At 63.5% G+C, this 18,450-nt stretch carries 17 protein-coding genes and 1 tRNA gene; 9 read left to right on the forward strand and 9 right to left on the reverse strand.

From position 1 onward, the window contains the following. Nucleotides 1-57: 57 nt before the first annotated feature. The 3 genes from pgm to rpiA all read left to right on the forward strand — a co-directional run bounded on the left by pgm (nucleotide 58) and on the right by rpiA (nucleotide 3,592). Nucleotides 58-1,731, forward strand: coding sequence for a phosphoglucomutase (alpha-D-glucose-1,6-bisphosphate-dependent) (pgm, locus tag JF70_RS06330; protein WP_045935691.1), 1,674 nt, complete (start codon nucleotides 58-60; stop codon nucleotides 1,729-1,731). A 60-nt stretch (nucleotides 1,732-1,791) separates the two neighbouring features. After that, a complete protein-coding gene (locus JF70_RS06335; protein WP_045935692.1) occupies nucleotides 1,792-2,787 on the forward strand; it encodes a ribonuclease H family protein in 996 nt (331 codons plus the stop codon). A gap of 106 nt (nucleotides 2,788-2,893) precedes the next feature. Next, entirely contained in the window at nucleotides 2,894-3,592 is a 699-nt protein-coding gene (gene rpiA / locus JF70_RS06340) for a ribose-5-phosphate isomerase RpiA (protein WP_045935693.1), read from the forward strand. A 135-nt stretch (nucleotides 3,593-3,727) separates the two neighbouring features. On the opposite strand, the gene JF70_RS08790 is transcribed toward rpiA, so the two are convergent. Together JF70_RS08790 and JF70_RS06345 are read right to left on the reverse strand one after the other, a co-directional pair. Then, nucleotides 3,728-3,817: a 30S ribosomal protein bS22 gene (locus JF70_RS08790; protein WP_004268639.1), complete on the reverse strand. Its 90-nt coding sequence runs from the start codon at nucleotides 3,815-3,817 to the stop codon at nucleotides 3,728-3,730. Between the two features lie 67 nt (nucleotides 3,818-3,884). Further along, nucleotides 3,885-4,538: a hypothetical protein gene (locus JF70_RS06345; protein WP_082069435.1), complete on the reverse strand. Its 654-nt coding sequence runs from the start codon at nucleotides 4,536-4,538 to the stop codon at nucleotides 3,885-3,887. Between the two features lie 90 nt (nucleotides 4,539-4,628). On the opposite strand from JF70_RS06345, the gene radA reads away from it, so the two are divergent. The 4 genes from radA (at nucleotide 4,629) to JF70_RS06365 (ending at nucleotide 8,674) form a co-directional block, all read left to right on the forward strand. Continuing rightward, the gene (gene radA / locus JF70_RS06350) at nucleotides 4,629-6,038 is read left to right on the forward strand and encodes a DNA repair protein RadA (RefSeq protein ID WP_045935694.1); all 1,410 of its coding nucleotides are present in this window, start codon (nucleotides 4,629-4,631) and stop codon (nucleotides 6,036-6,038) included. Between the two features lie 125 nt (nucleotides 6,039-6,163). Then, nucleotides 6,164-7,027, forward strand: a complete 864-nt coding sequence (locus JF70_RS06355; protein WP_045935695.1) for an ABC transporter substrate-binding protein — start codon at nucleotides 6,164-6,166, stop codon at nucleotides 7,025-7,027. Between the two features lie 25 nt (nucleotides 7,028-7,052). Then, nucleotides 7,053-7,910: an amino acid ABC transporter permease gene (locus JF70_RS06360; protein WP_045935696.1), complete on the forward strand. Its 858-nt coding sequence runs from the start codon at nucleotides 7,053-7,055 to the stop codon at nucleotides 7,908-7,910. Continuing rightward, nucleotides 7,907-8,674: an amino acid ABC transporter ATP-binding protein gene (locus tag JF70_RS06365; protein ID WP_045935697.1), complete on the forward strand. Its 768-nt coding sequence runs from the start codon at nucleotides 7,907-7,909 to the stop codon at nucleotides 8,672-8,674. The genes JF70_RS06360 and JF70_RS06365 overlap by 4 nt, the downstream gene beginning before the upstream one ends. Before the next feature lie 29 nt (nucleotides 8,675-8,703). Here the strand turns inward: JF70_RS06365 and ribF are convergent, their stop codons facing one another. The 5 genes from ribF to nusA all read right to left on the reverse strand — a co-directional run bounded on the left by ribF (nucleotide 8,704) and on the right by nusA (nucleotide 15,645). After that, nucleotides 8,704-9,837: a bifunctional riboflavin kinase/FMN adenylyltransferase gene (ribF, locus tag JF70_RS06370; RefSeq protein WP_045935698.1), complete on the reverse strand. Its 1,134-nt coding sequence runs from the start codon at nucleotides 9,835-9,837 to the stop codon at nucleotides 8,704-8,706. A gap of 119 nt (nucleotides 9,838-9,956) precedes the next feature. Continuing rightward, on the reverse strand, nucleotides 9,957-11,015 hold the full coding sequence (gene truB, locus JF70_RS06375) for a tRNA pseudouridine(55) synthase TruB (protein WP_045935699.1): 1,059 nt from the start codon (nucleotides 11,013-11,015) through the stop codon (nucleotides 9,957-9,959). After that, nucleotides 10,999-11,502, reverse strand: a complete 504-nt coding sequence (rbfA, locus tag JF70_RS06380) for a 30S ribosome-binding factor RbfA (RefSeq protein WP_045936201.1) — start codon at nucleotides 11,500-11,502, stop codon at nucleotides 10,999-11,001. The genes truB and rbfA overlap by 17 nt, the downstream gene beginning before the upstream one ends. Before the next feature lie 129 nt (nucleotides 11,503-11,631). Continuing rightward, nucleotides 11,632-14,403 (reverse strand): translation initiation factor IF-2, encoded by a 2,772-nt coding sequence (infB, locus tag JF70_RS06385; protein ID WP_045935700.1) that lies wholly within the window; start codon nucleotides 14,401-14,403, stop codon nucleotides 11,632-11,634. A 183-nt stretch (nucleotides 14,404-14,586) separates the two neighbouring features. Next, a complete protein-coding gene (gene nusA, locus JF70_RS06390) occupies nucleotides 14,587-15,645 on the reverse strand; it encodes a transcription termination factor NusA (protein ID WP_045935701.1) in 1,059 nt (352 codons plus the stop codon). A gap of 71 nt (nucleotides 15,646-15,716) precedes the next feature. On the opposite strand from nusA, the gene JF70_RS08595 reads away from it, so the two are divergent. Continuing rightward, nucleotides 15,717-16,598 (forward strand): hypothetical protein, encoded by an 882-nt coding sequence (locus tag JF70_RS08595; RefSeq protein ID WP_156149625.1) that lies wholly within the window; start codon nucleotides 15,717-15,719, stop codon nucleotides 16,596-16,598. A 249-nt stretch (nucleotides 16,599-16,847) separates the two neighbouring features. After that, nucleotides 16,848-16,997, forward strand: coding sequence for a hypothetical protein (locus tag JF70_RS08990; RefSeq protein ID WP_156149626.1), 150 nt, complete (start codon nucleotides 16,848-16,850; stop codon nucleotides 16,995-16,997). Nucleotides 16,998-17,177: 180 nt separating this feature from the next. Here JF70_RS08990 and JF70_RS06400 read toward each other — a convergent pair. Together JF70_RS06400 and JF70_RS06405 are read right to left on the reverse strand one after the other, a co-directional pair. After that, nucleotides 17,178-17,263: transfer RNA gene (locus JF70_RS06400), tRNA-Ser, on the reverse strand. A gap of 110 nt (nucleotides 17,264-17,373) precedes the next feature. Continuing rightward, nucleotides 17,374-18,339 (reverse strand): tRNA pseudouridine synthase A, encoded by a 966-nt coding sequence (locus JF70_RS06405; RefSeq protein ID WP_156149627.1) that lies wholly within the window; start codon nucleotides 18,337-18,339, stop codon nucleotides 17,374-17,376. Between the last annotated feature and the right edge of the window lie 111 nt (nucleotides 18,340-18,450).

Below are 18,450 nucleotides of genomic sequence, written 5' to 3' on the forward strand. Positions count from 1 at the left end.
AAAGAGCCTGTTGCTCCTCTGTCCGCTTTCTCATGCCGGGGTGGCATGATGGAAGCCATGACAGCACAGAATGCGGGCAAGCCTGCCAGCCCAGAAGATCTGATCAACGTCGACGATCTGATCGGCAGGTACTACGATCTCGTCCCCGATCCTTCCATTCCCTCCCAGCGGGTGTCCTTCGGTACCTCCGGGCATCGCGGCTCCGCCCTGGCCACATCCTTCAACGAGGCCCACATCGTGGCCATCAGCCAGGCCATAGCCGAACAGCGGGCCAAGGACGTGGTCACCGGACCGCTCTACCTGGGCCGCGACACCCACGCCCTCTCCCTGCCCGCCTGGAAGACGGCCATCGAGGTCCTGACCGCAAACGGGGTCCGGGTGCGCATCGATGCCAATGATGACTACACTCCCACCCCCACCGTCTCTCAGGCCATCCTCACACACAACCGGGCGGCCGACGGCACCCAGCGCTTCTCCGGCAAGGACCTGGCCGACGGCATTGTGGTCACCCCCTCCCACAACCCACCCACTGACGGCGGATTCAAGTATGACCCGCCCACAGGCGGTCCGGCTCCGGCCGAAACCACCAATGCCATCGCACAACGGGCAAACGAACTCCTGGGCGACTACAGGCAGGTCAAGCGGATTCCCTTCGAGGATGCCATCAAATCAGACCTGGTGGAGCGCTTCGACTACCGGGAGCACTATGTGGCCGACCTGGGCAATGTCATCAACTTTGATCTGATCAGATCCTCCGGGGTCCGTCTGGGCATCGATCCGCTGGGCGGCGCCTCGGTCAACTACTGGCCGCTGATCAATGAAAAGTACGGCCTGGACATCGGCGTCGTCAACCCGGAGGTGGATCCGACCTGGCGATTCATGACCATCGACCACGATGGGAAGATCCGCATGGATCCCAGCTCCCCCTATGCCATGAAGGGGCTGGTGGATCGCCTCAACGCCGGAGCCTGGGGCTCCTACGACCTGGTGGGCGGCACCGATCCGGACGCCGACCGGCACGGCATCGTCTGTCCGGGTACCGGCGTCATGAACCCCAATCATTACATCGCCGTCTGCGTGGAATACCTCTTCTCGGGCAACAGACCCGGATGGCCCCGGGGTGCCGGCATCGGCAAGACCCTGGTCTCCTCCTCCCTGATCGACCGCGTGGCCGCCTCCATCGGCGCCAGGCTGATCGAGGTGCCTGTGGGCTTCAAGTGGTTCGTCGACCCCCTCTTCAAGGGCGAGGTGGCCTTCGGTGGCGAGGAGAGCTCCGGGATGAGCTTCCTGCGCCGGGACGGCCGCGTCTGGACGACCGACAAGGACGGGCTGATCCCCGACCTCCTGGCTGCCGAAATAACAGCCAAGACCGGAAAGAACCCGGCCCAGCTCCACCAGGAGCAGGTGGAGCGCTTCGGCCAAAGCTGGTACAAGCGGGTGGACACCCCGACCACCTTGGAGCAGAAGCAGAAGTTCGCCCGGCTGAACAGCGACGACGTGACGGCCTCCACCCTGGCCGGCGAGCCCATCACTGCCAGGCTGACCGAGGCCCCGGGCAATGGGGCCAAAATCGGAGGCATCAAGGTGACCACCCGGAACAACTGGTTCGCCGCCCGCCCCTCCGGCACCGAGAACATCTACAAGGTCTACGCCGAATCCTTCGTTTCCCCCGAGGCCCTGGACCAGGTACTGGACGACGCCGATCAGGTGGTCGCCAAGGCCCTGGGCTGAGCTGCAGACAGAACCATCCCTGGCGTGGGGGTTCTTTATTTTCCTGCTTAGACTGGAACCATGACCAATGACAAGAATCTGGTCGTCTCCACCGACGGCAGCGCACTGAGCAACCCCAATGGCCCCATGGGCTGGGCCTGGGCCGATCACGAGGGCGGCGACGCGGATGCGGGCGGCGCCAGCAACGGCACCAATCAGATCGGCGAACTGTGCGCCGTGCTGCAGGCCCTGCGCGCCCACCCAGGCGAACGTCCGCTGGTCATCGAAACCGACTCCCAATACGCCATCAACTGCTCCACCACCTGGGTGCCCGGGTGGAAGAAGAAGGGCTGGAAGAACTCCCAGGGCAAGCCCGTCAAGAACCGCCCGCTCATTGAAGCCATCGACCGGGAGATCCAGGCACGGACGGGATCGGTCAGGTTTGTCTGGGTCAAGGGCCACGCTGGCAACACTTTCAACGAGAAAGTGGATACTCTGGCCCGAGGCTACGCCACAGCTGCAGGCAAGGGAGACCGGGAAGGCTGTCTGCCCATCGAGGGCTGGCGTTCGCTGCTGGCCTCCCCCTATGCCCAGGGCACGCAGGTGCCGCCCGCAGTCAAGGCCGAACTGGACGGAGGACCCCAAGTCCTGGACGAGCTGGGCCGCAAGAAGGATCGCCTGGACCAGGAGGAGCAGAAAGATCTGGCCGAAACCGCCGTCGAGTCCGAGGCTGTGGATGCCGAGCAGGCCGAATCAGTGGAAACAACAGCTGACGCAGACAATGGCACACCTGACCCTGGCATGGCCGACGGCCAGGAAGATGAACCCTCACGGGACCTCAAGGACACCTCGGACACCGACACGGTTGACCAAGATACCAAGAATTCCGGCGCTCGGGGGCTGAGAGCCAGCGGCCGCATCCGCATCACGCCGCCCCCATCCGGCAGCAGCATGTTCACCGGGCACGATCTGCATATCGTCGGCAGCATCGATATAGATGCGGACATCGACCCTGACGGCTACGTGACCATCAAGGAGGCGCCTTTCCGCCTGCATGCCATCGAAGTGGAGGATTGAACGGCTCCTGGACCGTCAGGGGCCATCGTCTACACTGGAGTGAACCTGAACCAACAAGACCCGCAGACACCAGCCGTTGAGCGCATGCGGGCATGAAGGAGCGTGTATGGACAAGACCGAGCAGGACAGACTGAAAAAGGCCGCCGGCATCGAGGCAGCCAAGCTGGTCGAGAACGGCATGACCGCCGGGTTGGGCACCGGGTCCACGGTCCGGTTCTTCGTGGATGAACTGGGACGGCGCGTCAAGGAAGAGGGATTGGAGTTCACCGGCGTGACCACCTCCCGGCGGACCAAGGAGCAGGCTGAAGGCTACGGAATCCGTATCGTCGACATCGACCAGGTGGATCACATCGATGTCACCATTGACGGGGCCGACGAGGTCGACAAGGACTTCAACGGCATCAAGGGCGGCGGCGCAGCCCTGCTCTGGGAGAAGATCGTGGCCGTCAACTCCCGAAGGATCGTCTGGATTGTGGATGAGTCCAAGGTGGTCGACACCATTGGCCGCTTCCCCCTGCCAGTGGAGGTCATCCCCTTCGGCGAGCGCCACGTCCTGGATCGTTTCAAGGAGCGCGGCTATAACCCGGTCCTGCGTCTGGACGGCCAGGGGCAACCGGTTCTGACCGACGAGCACAACCACATCATCGATCTGCACCTGGAGCGGATCGAGCACCCGCAGGATCTGGCCCAGGATCTGATCACCACCGTGGGCGTCGTGGAACATGGCCTCTTCCTCAACATGGTCGACACGGTCATCGTGGGCGATCCCAACGGACCCCGGGTCATGACCAACGCCAACAAGTGAGCGTCAGCAATCATCCCGCCTCCTGGCCGGAGGCATCCGACTGGCCACGATGACCGGCGATAATATACATGAAGCCCCCCGCGTCCATTCGATGCGGGGGGCTTCGTCGGCCCTGATGGGCCATAAGTCATAAAGCTACTTGCGCTGGTGACGAGTCTTGCGCAGCAGTTTGCGGTGCTTCTTCTTGCTCATCCGCTTGCGGCGCTTCTTGATGACAGAACCCATCCGAGCCTCCGATCCTTAGTTACCTGGAAGTGTCCAACTTGCTTATCGTACACCGCTTACGGGACGACTAAAGCGGGAAGGCCTTATAGAAAGCCTCCAGCGCTGTCCGCTGGCCCTGAGCGCGGAAGACCACGGTATCATTCTGCCAAATGACCAGCGCCTTGTGCTCGTCGCCGCCATCCGACTTCTCCAGATAGGATCCGGTGACTGTACCGCCGCTGCGAACATTGCCCGAGGCCAGCTCCTTGCCGGACATGCCCGTGGACTGGCTGTCATAGAGCGCCTTGGCATCCTCGCTCCTGGACCACTGAGCCAGATGGAGGGTCACATCCCCGCCCGATTTGCCGGTGGAGTAGACCAGGTTGTACTCCTCGATAGGCGTACGGGTGCTCCATTCGCTGTCGGAATCCGCTTTGACGCGGGCGAACTCGCCGACCGTATCGGGCATGGCCTTGAGCAGCTCGGAAGCCGAATCAGGCAGGGGCACCGCCGTGGCCTTGGGGCTGCTGGCCTGCGAGGGTTGTGAGGAGGCGGAGGCCGTGGCCTGGGCGACGGGTTCTGGGCTGCGCACCGCCCAATGAGGCCAGACAAAGGCCGACAGGAGCACCAGGACCACCACCGCCGCCAGGGCGATGACCAGACCGATCCGTCGACGACGCTGCCTGGCGTGCGCGGAGGAGTCAGAGGAAGAGGACACGGGTGCAGAAGGATTGTCAGCCATGCCTCCATTCTCTCATGGGCAGGGTGTCGGCACTGCGAAGATGCCGTAAAAGCCCAGCTCCTCGTCCCTGAATCCCGATAGCGTGCAGGTATGGCCAAGACGACGACGCAATACGTGTGCACGGAGTGCGGGTGGACCGGCGGCAAGTGGTTCGGACGCTGCCCGGAATGCGGCCAGTGGGGAACCATCGAGGAATTCCACGAAGCCCGTGTCGTAGGTGCAGGCGGGGGGCTGTCCGCATCCGGCGGCAGCCATACGGCACCTGCGCCCCCGAAGAACGGCCTGGCCCGGCCCATCACCCGGGTAGGCACGGACCAGGTAAAGCGCATTCCCACAGGATTCGAGGAGTTCGACCGGGTCCTGGGCGGGGGCATCGTACCCGGGTCGGTCATCCTCTTGGCCGGCGAGCCGGGCATAGGCAAGTCCACCCTCCTGCTGGAGACCGCCGGCCGAGTGGCCGACCGGGGCGGCCAGGGAGGCAAGGTGCTCTACATATCGGGCGAGGAGTCCCAGGCCCAGGTGCGGATGCGAGCCAGTCGGGTGGGAGCGCTCAAGGATTCGCTGCTGCTGGCTTCGACCACCGACCTGGCCACGGTGCTGGGGCTGATCGAGCGCGAGAAGCCGGCACTGGCCATTGTGGACTCCGCCCAGACCATCGTCTCCAGCCAGGTCGACGGCATCTCCGGGGGCTCAACGCAGGTGCGCGAAGTGGCCATCAGCCTGATCGACATGGCCAAATCGCACGACATCCCCATCCTCCTGGTCGGCCATGTGACCAAGGACGGCTCCATCGCCGGACCGCGGACCCTGGAGCATCTGGTCGATGTGGTCTGCCAGTTCGAGGGCGACTCCCAGACCGCCCTGCGCCTGCTGAGGGCCGTCAAGAACCGTTTCGGCCCCACCGACGAGGTGGGCTGCTTCGACATGGGCGAGCAGGGCATCGAGGAGGTCAGTGATCCCACGGGGCTCTTCCTGTCCACGACCGGGCAGGAGGTGGAGGGCACCTGCGTGACCTTCACCTTGGACGGCCACCGCAGTCTGCCCATCGAAATCCAAGCCCTGGTCACGTCATCTGTTCTGCCCACGCCCAGACGCAACACCAACGGGATCGACGCCAACCGTCTGGCCATGCTGGCCGCGGTGCTCTACCGTCACGGCCGCGTCAACCTGCTGACACGGGACCTGTATGTGTCCACCATTGCCGGCGGACTGGCCAAGGAACCCGGATGTGACCTGGCCATCGTGGCCGCGCTGGCCAGTGCAGCCAAGTCCCGGCCAATCCTGCGCACCACCTGTGCCATGGGCGAGATATCCCTGACCGGGCAGGTCAGGCCGGTGCCTCAGCTCAACCACCGGCTGCAGGAGGCCGCCCGTCTGGGATTCACCCGGGCGCTGGTCCCGCCAGACCTGCATTCAGGCGGCCGAAAGCCCATTCAGGGACTGGAGGTGGTCGAAGTCACCTGTCTGGCCGAGGCCCTGGAGGCTCTGGGACTGGTCTGAACCCGGTGGCAGCTGGTCCCCCTATCGCGCCCTATGGCGCTCACCTGCCGACTCGTTACCCTGCCGGACTAGGATGGAGTCGCTGGAAGACCGACACCCATCATCATCGCGAGGAGCAGATCAGCATGACCATCTTCACCAGGAAAACCATACGCAGGCTGGCGGCGGCCGCACTTACGACAGTCACGCTCATGGCCGGCGCGGCCTGTGGCTCCTCATCGAGCAGCAGCGGGCAGTCGGCGGACAAGCAGGACATCACCCAGCAGACCATCAACCCCGGCACCCTGACCATCGCCACCGGGGACCCGGCCTACGCCCCCTACGTGCAGGACAACAAGCCCGAATCCGGCAAGGGCTACGAGGCGGCCGTGGCCTACGCAGTAGCAGGGAAAATGGGCTTCGACAAGGCGCACGTCACCTGGACCAGGACCACCTTCGACGCCGCCATCGCCCCGGGAAGCAAGGATTACGACCTGAACATCCAGCAGTTCTCCATCACCCCGGAACGCCGGCAGGCTGTGGACTTCACTCCCAGCTACTACAACTCCACCCAGTCGCTGGTGGTCAGAAACAACTCTCCATACGCTTCCGCCACCTCCCTCGCCCAGATCAGGGACGCCAAGATAGGAGCCATGGTCGGCTCCACCTCCTACGAGATGGCCCACAAGCTGGTCAAGCCCGACATCGACACCTTCAACGACGACGTGGCCTCATCCCAGGCCTTGGACGCCAATCAGATCGACGCGCTTGTCGTGGACACCCCCTCGGCCGTGACCATGGTCGATTCCGGGCAGGTCAAGGACGCCAAGATCCTCGGGCAGATCAAGGGCTCGCAGGATCCTGAGGGCATGGGCATAGTCCTGCCCAAGGGCTCCAAGCTGACCCCGGCCGCCTCCAAGGCCGTCACCGCCCTGAAGAAGGATGGGACCTTGGACAAGCTGCAGAAGCAGTGGCTGCACGTCTACACCTCCCTGCCTACCCTGGGCTGAGGGAAGAAAGGAAACCTTGTCGTTCATGGCCACCTCGGCACAGGACGCGGTCAGCGATATTCAACGGGAACGGGAACGCTACGGCCGTCGACAGAATCTGCGCTCAGTGGGGATCAGCATCGCCAGTACCCTGGTGTTGGCCCTGCTGATCGCTCTGGGGCTGCACGCCTCACCCGGCTGGCCGCGAGTCAAGCAGTCGTTTTTCTCCGGCGCCTACTTCGCCCAAGCCTTTCCCAAGGTCCTCCAGGGGCTCTGGCTCAATCTGGAGGTCCTCTTCTTCGCGGTCATCGGTGTGGCCCTGCTCGGCACCCTGCTGGCCATGATCCGCACCAGCCGGAACCCGCTGCTCTTTCCCCTGCGGGTGCTGGCCCAGGTCTACACCACGATCATGAGGGGCATCCCCATGATCGTGGTCCTCTACCTGATCGGTTTCGGCATCCCCGGACTGGCCATCTTCAACCGGATTCCGGCAGCCCTGCTGGGAACCGTGGCGGTCATCCTCTCCTATTCGGCCTACATCGCCGAGGTGCTGCGGGCCGGCTTCCAGGACGTCGGCCCCTCCCAGAGGGCGTCTGCACGCTCACTGGGCCTGACCTCGGGGCAAACCATGCGTCTGGTAGTCATCCCCCAGGCCCTGCGCAAGGTGGCTCCGGCACTGATGAACGACTTCATCTCCATGCAGAAGGACGTGGGGCTGATCTCGGTTCTCGGAGCCGTCGACGCGGTAAGGGCGGCCCAGATCATCGTGGCCACCTCCTACAACTTCACCCCCTACGTGGTGGCCTCGGTGCTCTTCATCGCCACCTCGGTCCCCTTTATTCTTCTCAATGACTGGTATTCCAACCGGCTGCGCAAGCGCGAACAGAGCGGAGGCATGGTATGAGCGAACAGGCAGGCGCCGATCAGGACCAGCCGGTGCTCCGTCTGGAGGATGTGCGAAAGACCTATCCTGGCGGCAACAAGGTCCTGCGCGGCATCTCCATGACCATCATGCCTCATGAGACCGTGGCACTGCTGGGCCCATCCGGGTCGGGCAAGTCCACCCTGATGAAGTGCATCAATCTGCTGGAGACCGTCAACGACGGCAGAATCTGGCTGGGCGGCACCGACATCACCGACCCCAGGATCAACCAGGATGCCTGCCGGGCCAGAATCGGCGTGGTCTTCCAGCAATTCAACCTCTTCCCCCACATGAACGTCCTGAAAAACGTGACCCTGGGGGCCATCAAAGTCCACGGCATGCCCAAGGACCAGGCCAGGGAGCGGGCCCTGGAACTGCTGGACCGGATCGGTATGAGGAAGAAGGCCGGAGCATACCCCGACCAGCTCTCCGGCGGCCAGCAGCAGCGGGTGGCCATCGTCCGAGCCCTGATGACCGATCCGGAACTGCTCCTGCTGGATGAGATCACCTCAGCCCTGGACCCCATGCTGGTGGGCGAGGTACTGGCCATGGTCTCGGAGCTGACCGCCGGCGGCACCACCATCCTCATGGCCACCCACGAGATGAGTTTCGCCCATCACGCAGCCAACCGGGTGGTTCTTCTGCTGGACGGTGTCATCGCCGAGAACGGAACTCCGGAAGAGGTCATGGACGAGTCGGAGAATCCACGCACCAGGGAGTTCTTCAGCCACTTCAGAGGGCTGTGAGTTCCAGGGTACCCACGGCCTTACAGCCTTCAGTTGGCGGAGAACACTCTTCCTGTGGCCTTAGTCAGCTCCAGGGTGCGATCGGCGTCCAAGGCCAGCTGTCGTTTGAGGGGCTCCTCGCCCGCATACCGCTTCTGACCGCGCAGACGGCTGAGGAACTCCACCCGGACCCGGTGGCCGTAGAGGTCCACCCAATCCGGCCGGACGGCATTGGCCTCCAGGATTCTCGGCATCCGCTCCCCCGGGGCCAGGAAGGTCTCCTTGGTGCCGATGGAGATGGCGGCAGGCATCCGCCAGGGCGAACCCTGAGCCAGCCGACCCTCCCGGCCCTCCGACGTCGCCATCGGATCCGTAGGCAGTCCCAGGTCAACCAGCCAGCCTGCATAGACTCCATCTGCAGGCATCATCCCCTGACTGTCGGGAGCAAGATTGGCAGTCGGAAATCCCAAGCGGCGGCCCCGCTGCTCCCCATGGACCACTGTGCCTTGAACCATGTGCGGTCGGCCCAGAATATCCAGTGCCGTATCCACATCGCCATCCAGGATCAACTGCCGAAGGTGGGAGCTGCTCCAGGCTCTTACCCGGCGTCGCTCCAGGCCGTCAGCGTCAGGCAGGGTGCAGTCGCCGGGTCCCTGGTCGTCCACGACTTCCAGGTTGAACAGTCCTGTGTCCGCCAGGTCACCTATGGCCTCGATGTCACCGACCCGCCCTGCACCCATCTGCGCATCACGGCCCAGGACCAGCGTCCGCATGGCCAACTGTTCGGTAAGCTGCTTGAGGAAGAACCTGTAGGACTTGGCTGCAAAGGCCAGCGTATATCGCACCACCACAGCCTGATCCAGCCCCAGCTGGGCCATCAGCCGCAGGCGCTCCTCCAGAGGCATGATCTGATCAGGGTCATGGCGGATCAGGTCCAGGGAGGGCTCAGTCATGTCATGGCTGTCAGCATAGCTATGGACCAGTTTGGGACTGGGGTCAAAGACTAGAGCCATAGGCCGGTCCTGGCCCTTGGCAGCCAGCTCTACCACCCGGCGCAGGAGGGCCTGATGACCCCGATGCATACCATCGAAGACACCGATGGTAATCACGCTGGACCGGGCCCCCAAGGTTCCCGGCCACCTGACAATGCCCGACTCATCCGGGCTGACCTGGCTGACCTTCATCCGCTTCCCATCACTTAGTCATGACGGCCCCCGAACCCGGGCGCCGAAAATTCCTTAAGCACTGTATTCCCACCGTCGCCCCCTGGCAAGACCCTGAGGCTGAACCCGAACCTGCCCACTCAGGCCTCGGGGTGGAAGACCACGTCCGGCTTGGCCCCGCCTCGTGGACCGGGCACCAGGATAGCAGCCAGCCGCTGCCTGTCCTCAGGTCCGGCCAGGGCGGCCGTGGGCCCGGCGACAGGCAGATCCAAGAATCCTCCGTTAGCGACTCTGGCGGACTGATCGGCATCCAGGTTCAGGGCAGGCATGCTCATGCGTGCCGCCTGCGCCAGACCTAGGGAACCATCCAACATCCCCCTCCTGTCGCGGTCAGGGACCATACGACTTCGGACAATCGTCTGACCCTGTCGGTTCCGGTAGGTGTGAGGGACCACCTGACCGCCCACAACCTTAGATTTGAGGTCGGGATCCTCCAGGTCGAACGGACCCACACGAATCCTTCTTAGGGCGGTCAGGTGGCCGCCAAAATCCAGCCGCTCGCCCAGGTCGCGAGCCAGCGCCCTGATGTAGGTGCCGCTGGAGCAGGTCACCTCCACATCCGCATCGACCACCCTGGCGCCCTGGTCGGGCAGATCCACACGGCGAAAGTCGAGCACACGGAAGGATGCAATCCGAATGCGGCGAGGTTCCAGCCTGACCTCCTGGCCTGCGCGAGCCAGATCATAGGCCCGCCTGCCCTTGACCTTGATGGCGGAGAAGGCATCGGGCACCTGGTCGATCCAGCCGGTGAAGCAGCGATCAATCAGATCCTGCAGACCCTGGGCTGTCAGCTCGTCCACCCTCTGCGCAGCTCCAGGGCGCACCGGCAGCAAATCCCCGTCCGCATCGTCCGTCGTCGTGCCCAGTCCCAGGCGCATGGTGGCCCGGTAGGTTTTGTCATGGCCGACGATGACCGTCAGCAACCGCGTGGCCTGGCCGAATCCAAGGACCAGCAGGCCGGTGGCCATGGGATCCAGGGTCCCGGCATGACCTACACGACGCATGCCGACGCTGGATCGAACGGCTGCCACCACGTCATGGCTGGTCACACCGCTCGGCTTGTCAACAAGGATGATGCCCGAGGTCGGTTCACCGGCGCCGGACTTTATGCCGTCCGACGGCTCAGCGGTCGGCTTCATCCGCATCCTCCGCCGCAGGTTCATCAGGGACGGAGTCCGACCCATCGGTCTCTTCCTCGTCGTCATGCCGATATGGATCGGGGTCACCGGCATAGCTGGCATTGACCCGGGCCTTGGCCATGGCCTCATCCCGGTGACGGGCCGCGGTCAGCACATCCTCAATTTCGGTCGCCTCGGCAGGCACCTCATCGTAGATGAAGCGCAGCGTAGGTGTCAGCCGCAGACCAGCCCGGGCACCGACCAGGGTGCGCAGCCTGCCGGAGGCCTGCCGCAGGGCCTGCTGGGCACGCTTGCGTTCCCCGGCCTCGTGACCGGACCGACCCAGCTGGGTCCAGTAGATCTTGGCTATCTGCAGGTCGTTGGTGACCCGGACCTCAGTGACGGTGACCCCTGCCAGGCGCTTGTCGTGCATCTGGGACTCCAGCGCAGAGGCCACGACCCGTTGTATCAGGGCCGCTATGCGTACAGCGCGGGGATTTCCAGCCATCATGATTCCTTTCTCGAACCGTCCATGACCAATCGTCGCATTCATGGACATCCGCCCCGGCCGGGCAGTACCCAGACCGGGGCGGATCGCCACGGGCCATCCGACGCGCGGTCGGATGGCCGACAGGCCCTACTTGCGTTCCACTTCCCGCATCTCGTAGGTCTCGATGATATCGCCCACCTCGATGTCGTTGAAGGAGCCCAGGTTGATGCCAGCCTCGTAGCCTTCGGACACCTCGTTGACGTCGTCCTTGAACCGGCGCAGGGAGGAGATCTCCAGGTCGTTGATGGTGACCACCCCGTTGCGGGCGATGCGAGCCTTGGTGCCCCGCTTGACGGTGCCGTCCTGGACCATGACGCCGGCGATGTTGCCGAACTTGGAGGAGCGGAAGATCTCGCGGATCTCGGAGTGGGAGGTGGTGACCTCCTCGTACTCCGGCTTGAGCATACCCTTGAGTGCAGCCTCGATGTCCTCGATGGCGTTGTAGATGACCGAGTAGTACTTGATCTCCACACCCTCGCGGTCGGCCAGATCCTGGACCTGCCTGTTGGGACGGACATTGAAGCCGATGATGACGGCCTTGTCGACCGTGGCCAGGTTGACGTCGTTCTGGGTGATGGCGCCCACACCCCGGTGGATGACCTGGATCCCGACCTCGTCGGAGACCTCGATCTTCATCAGGGAGTCCTCCAGGGCCTCGACCGAACCGGAGGAGTCGCCCTTGATGACAATGTTGAGCATGTCCACCTCGGACTTGGCGAACTGCTCCTTCAGGCTCTCCAGGGAGACCACCTTGCGACGCTTGGCCAGCTGCGCGGCGCGGGCCGAAGCCTCGCGCTTCTCGGCGATCTGACGAGCGGTGCGATCGTCGGGTGCGACCAGGAAGAGGTCACCGGCGGTGGGCACCGAGGTAAGACCAAGCACCTGGACAGGTGTGGAAGGACCGGCAGCATCCATCTGCCGACCGTTCTCGTCCAGCATGGCGCGCACACGGCCATAGGCCGATCCAGCCACAATGGCATCGCCCACATGCAGGGTCCCCTGCTGGACCAACACAGTGGCCACAGCCCCGCGTCCCTTGTCCAGACGGGCCTCGACCGTGGCGCCGCGAGCGTCCATGTCGGGGTTGGCCCGAAGGTCAAGGTCGGCGTCGGCAGTCAGCAGGACGGCCTCCAGGAGCTTGTCCACGTTGGTGCCCAGCTTGGCGGAGATGTCGACGAACATGGTGTCGCCGCCGTACTCTTCGGATACCAGACCGAACTCGGTCAGCTGGCCGCGCACCTTCTGGGGGTTGGCTCCCTCGACATCAATCTTGTTGACAGCCACCACGATGGGTACATGGGCGGCCTGCGCATGGTTGATGGCCTCCACGGTCTGCGGCATGACGCCGTCGTCCGCGGCCACCACCAGGACAGCCACATCGGTCAGCTCGGCACCACGGGCACGCATGGCCGTAAAGGCCTCGTGGCCGGGGGTGTCCAGGAAGGTGATCTTGCGATCCTCCCCGTCCAGGGTGACCGTGGCCTGGTAGGCCCCGATGCGCTGGGTGATGCCGCCAGCCTCCTGGGTGGTCGTGTTGGTCTTGCGGATGGTGTCCAGCAACCGGGTCTTGCCGTGGTCGACATGGCCCATGACCGTGACCACCGGAGGCCTGGGCTGCAGGTTCTTGTCGTCCTGGTCCTCACGTTCTTCGTCCAGGTTGATGTCGAACTGCTGAAGAAGCTCCTTGTCCTCCTCCTCGGCGGAGACGATGCGGATCTTCCACCCGATCTCATCGCCCAGGATCTGGAAGGTGGCCTCATCCAGGGACTGGGTGGCCGTGGCCATCTCGCCCAGGTGGAAGAGGACCGTGACCAGGGCGGCGGGGTTGACGTTGATCTTGTCAGCCAGGTCGGCCAGGGTGGCGCCCTGGCGCAGCTTGACGGTACGGCCATTGCCGGCAGGGATGCGCACGCCGCCAATGACGGGTGCCTTCATCTCCTGGAATTCATGCCTCTTGGCCATCCGATTCTTGCGGGCCTTGGAGGACTTGCCTCCCTGGCGACCGAATGCTCCAGCAGCGCCGCCGCGACCGCGACCACCACGGCCTGAACCGCCGCGGAAGCCACCTGAGGGCGCCGATGAAGCACCGCCGAAACGACTGCCGCCGCCCTGATGCGTCTGCTGTCCGGGACGGCTATGGCCCCACTGCCCTGGGCGGGCGCCCTGTCCGGTGCGACCGCCGCGACCGTTGCGGAATCCGCCCCGACCCCTGCGGGAGTCGTTGACGGTGGGTCTGGCCATGGGGTGCGGCCTGGGGATGTCCGAAGGCATAGGGGCCTTCATCCCCTGCTTGCGGCTGAAAGGATTGTTGCCTGGACGAGGCGCGGATGCTCCCGGCCGTGCGCCATGACGTGCCGCCGCAGCGTTGGAGCCACCGGGACGACCGTTGTTGCGCGAGCCCTGGGGGCCGGGCCTGCCCATGGCTGAAGGCTTGGGGCCACGGGACTGGTTGCGCTGCTCGTGCTCGTTGCGGTTGCCCTGGGGGGCACCGGGCTTGGGGAAGTGGCCACCGGGACGCTGCTGACCCCGCGGCGCATCACCGCCGGCCGAGGGCCGACGGTTCTGTCCGGGCTTGGGCCCAGGTGTGGACTGCTGGGTGCCACCGGACTGCGGGCGGCCATGCTGACCCTGGCCGCTTCCATGATTAGGGCTGCCGGGGCGGGCATTTCGTGCAGCGGCCTGACCAGCGTCGCCCTGTCCCTTCTGCGGGAAAGCGTTCTTGAGTCGACGAACCACAGGGGCCTCGACAGTGGAGGATGCGGACTTGACGAACTCGCCCATGTCCTTCAATTTCGCCAGAACAGTCTTGCTGTCTACGCCAAATTCCTTGGCCAGCTCATACACGCGTGCTTTGGGCACTTACTTTCTCCTTACCGGACCGCGCATATGACCGGCGCGATCACTCTTTCATGACGGCGAACATATCCTGTCTCATCGTGCGACCATGATCGTGTTACCTCGTCTCTGTGCCGGGGCCGACGGCATGAACCACCGGACTCGGGATACCGGGTCCAGCATACTCGCGTCGTCGGATGTTTGCTCTCAGGCGTCTTCACCGGCAGCCGAAGCCGATTGCGCCTGCAGCTCACGCAGTTTTTGCTGGTGTGCCTCCTCGGACTCGATGCCGATCTTCCAGCCGGTCAGCTTGGCGGCAAGACGGGCGTTCTGGCCCTCTTTACCGATGGCCAGGGAGAGCTGGGCGTCCTTGATGAAAGCAATGGCCGTGCGGTTGGACTCGCTGACGATCTGCACCTGGCGGACCACGGCCGGAGACAGGGCCGCAGCCACAAACTCGGCAGGATTCTTGGACCAGTCGACAATGTCGATCTTCTCAGGTCCCAGGTTCTCCATGACTGCACGGACGCGAGCGCCCCCCGGGCCGATCAGCGCACCCTTGGGATTGACCCCCTTGGTGTTGGCACGGACCGCGATCTTGGTTCTGGCCCCGGCCTCACGGGCAATGGCCATGATGGAGACTGCGCCGGAGACCAGCTCGGGCACCTCCCGTTCGAAGAGGCGGCGAACCAGCTCCGGATGGGAACGCGACACGATGATTTCCGGCCCCTTGAGCCCACGGGAGACATTGACCACGTAGACACGGATCCGCTGGCCGTGCCGGTAATGCTCTCCAGGCACCTGCTCGCGGCGGGGCAGAATGGCCTCGACATTATCTACGGCCACATGCACATTGCCGGGATCGCTGGCATCCTGCTGCACGATTCCAGTAATCAGATGGCCCTTCTGACCCGAGAAGGCTCCGAACACACGCTCGTCATCGGCCTGGCGGAAGAGCTGGCGGATGACCTGGCGGGCCGTGGAGGCCGCCAGCCGATCGAAGTCCTTCGGTGTGTCGTCGTATTCCTCGCCCAGATCGTATCCAGGTTCAGGCTCTTCGGGGGTGGGTTCGCGAGCAATCTCGTCCTGTGCCCAGATGGTAAAAGTCCCCGCACGTTCGTCCAGCTCCACACGTGCGTGTTTGGCTGCATGAGGCGACTTCTGGTAGGCCAGAAGAAGGGCCTCGCTCAATGCTTGATCCAAGGTCTCGGCATCAATCCCTTGTTCGTGTGCCAGCTGATGAATTTCAGCCAGGTCCAGTTCCATGTCAAGACCTCCTATGAAGTTATTCAGACCGTGCTTCTTTTAGTCTGCAATGCCTACTATTCTAGCCTTTCATGCAGACACAGCCGGTTCCCGAACACCAAGGGTGGGCGAGTCGTCGGCCAACCATCCTGGCACGACGAATGAGGGCCGGTATCGCAGTTCTTCTGCTGGCTGTCACCATCTCAGGATGTGCACCCTCAGCGGTGCATGTCAGCCAGCACGACCCCGACAATCTCCGTCCCACAGCCTGTGAGCAGGCATGGACCCGAGCCCGGCAGTCGGAACGGCTTCAAAAAGATCAGGCAGATACCCGGGCCCAAGCCTGGGTCCAAGCGGCCCGTGAGTGCCCTGCTCGCCTGGACGAAGCCACGGTACACGCAGCCCAGGCTTTGGCGGCGTCCCAAGGCGGGCAGGCCAGTCGTCAAACAGCTACGTTGAGGCTGGTCCAGGCTGCACAGCGGTTGGACCCCCTGGCCAAGGCGCTGCCCGTTGAATTGGCCGATCAGGCCATCACAGGCGAAGACCGTTCCGGATTCGCACTCTCGGTGCTCGCAGCACGCAGGACGGATGCCGCCTGGATGCTCACCCTAGCCGATGCACACACTGCTGCCGCGCAGATTCTGGTCGGTCACGCCAAGCACGATCCCCGGCAGGGGGTCTATCCCACCACTGATCTACTGGCGCACCCCGACGAGTGCACCGACCCCGCCAACGGAATACAGACCCCTACCCCTGCCCTGATCGAGATGGATACGGCCCGGACCCTGCTGGCCGTGGGGAGAAAACTGAACGGCTCCTCAGGCACCATACGAACTGACGCCAGCCAGAACGCGAAAAGCCACCAGCAGGCCACATCGGCCCTTGTCGACATGATCGTAGCCCACATGTCCATGGCCATGAACCTCGGCTACCCGGCCACATCGTCAACCCTGCTGCAGACACCAAAGCGCTGACGTCCAGGCCAGGCCAGGCCACCCGTAGGTTGCGTTGATCGCACTCGCGAGTTCTCCCATACGTATATACAAGCAACCCAGGCCATTCATGCTTAAAACCTGATTCATCGTGAAGATCAATCATCAGGCGCACAAATCAATTATTGCTTACTGCAGATTTAACGAAACCTTGCGGGTGGCGTCAAAGGCTCGGGTGGTGATATTATAGAACGTGTTCCACAGGAGTATTCCATAGGAACGCAGGGGGGTATGAACCCGTGCAGTGTAGGAGGCGACCTGGTGCTGGCCACCACATCGCCTTCTGCATTGGACGGTCTTTTTCTTTGCTCGGCATGGCGGCTCATGGCCATGCCGGACTATGTAGCCGGCGAGGGCATGCTGAAGACTCGTCACGTCTGACAATCCGTAAATAAATCGGGTGTCATTCTTTCGGTTACCACGTAAAGAGCCGGTCTTCTATGGACTGCATATCAGCAGCAATTACGAACTTGATGCTCCAAGTGAGCCACCACAACAGTGCAATGCGGCAACAGGATTAACCATAAAAGGCCCCGACCGTAAGGCCAGGGCCAATGGGGGCGGTTGAGGCGAGATTCGAACTCGCGGAGGGAGTTGCCCTCACACGCTTTCGAGGCGTGCTCCTTAGACCGCTCGGACACTCAACCATGGTCGTTGCCCGACACTGCCGAACAACAACTTTTCCATTATGCCACAGAGTCCCTACCTGGCAAGCGGCGTGGCGCAGTCGACCGTCACTATGGACACAACCCTGATGTCAAAGCGTCCGGCGGGCTCGGATGGCCTGTGCGCGTTCAGCAAGCTGGTCATCAGGCGGGTAGGCCACATGTTCCAGGGTCAGACCCCGAGCGTCTATGGGACCGGTGGAACCTTCACGCAGGGGATGGGCTACCTTGTCGGCAAACCATTGCACGGACCGGCGTCCCTGGCCCACCTGAATACAGGCCGCGACCAACGAGCGGACCATGTTATGGGCAAATGCATCGGCTACGATCCGAAAGACGGTAAGCCCGGATTCCATGAAGGGAGGAAGGTATCCGACGGCGCTCTGTCCCGGAGCGGTCTCGAACAGATTCACGTTGGGAACCAGATCCCAGTGTGCGGCCAGGACCTTGCGGATGGTCGTACCGCCGGGGTTTGGCCTGGCGAAGGACCCGAAGTCATGCAGCCCGATACACACCGCTACAGCCTCGTTCATGGCTTGCAGATCCAGGCTCCCCTCCAGGTCCAGCACATAGCCCCGCATGCGTGGATCCCCTGGCTGACCGCCCTGGCTGACACGGTACAGGTAGGTGCGTTCCAGGGCAGAGAAGCGGGCATCGAAGCCGGTAGGGGCCATACTGAGACCGAGCAGAACGATGTCAGCAGGCAACAGGTGCCTGAGACGGCGTTCCAGGGCCAAAACCCCATCGACCCCCATATGCCCCCTGCAAGCCTGAAGCACAGCTGCTGGAATGTCCAGGTGCGCCACCTGATGAGATGCGTGGACCCCGGTGTCGGTCCTTCCTGCCACGACCAGTCTTGGCTCCCAGACAACTCGTCTATGGGCGATCCCGTCCTTTGATCTGTGTACTCCAGTGATCACAGACAGGGCATGCTCAATGCAACCCTGGACCGTACGAAGCCCAGGCTGACGGGCCCAGCCATGGAAACCGCCGCCGTCGTAGGCCAGATCCATGCGCAGCCTGACAAGGGACATCTTCCCTTCCTGTCGATCCTCCATCAAGACCTCCCTGGCACCAATGACAAACGGGGCCGGAGAGCCATGCTCCCCGACCCCGTCACCAGAACAAAGACCGATTACTCAGCGGCCTTCTCGGCATCCTCAGCCACG

This window comes from Bifidobacterium mellis (assembly GCF_000967265.1).
In the GTDB taxonomy this organism is placed as follows: domain Bacteria; phylum Actinomycetota; class Actinomycetes; order Actinomycetales; family Bifidobacteriaceae; genus Bombiscardovia; species Bombiscardovia mellis.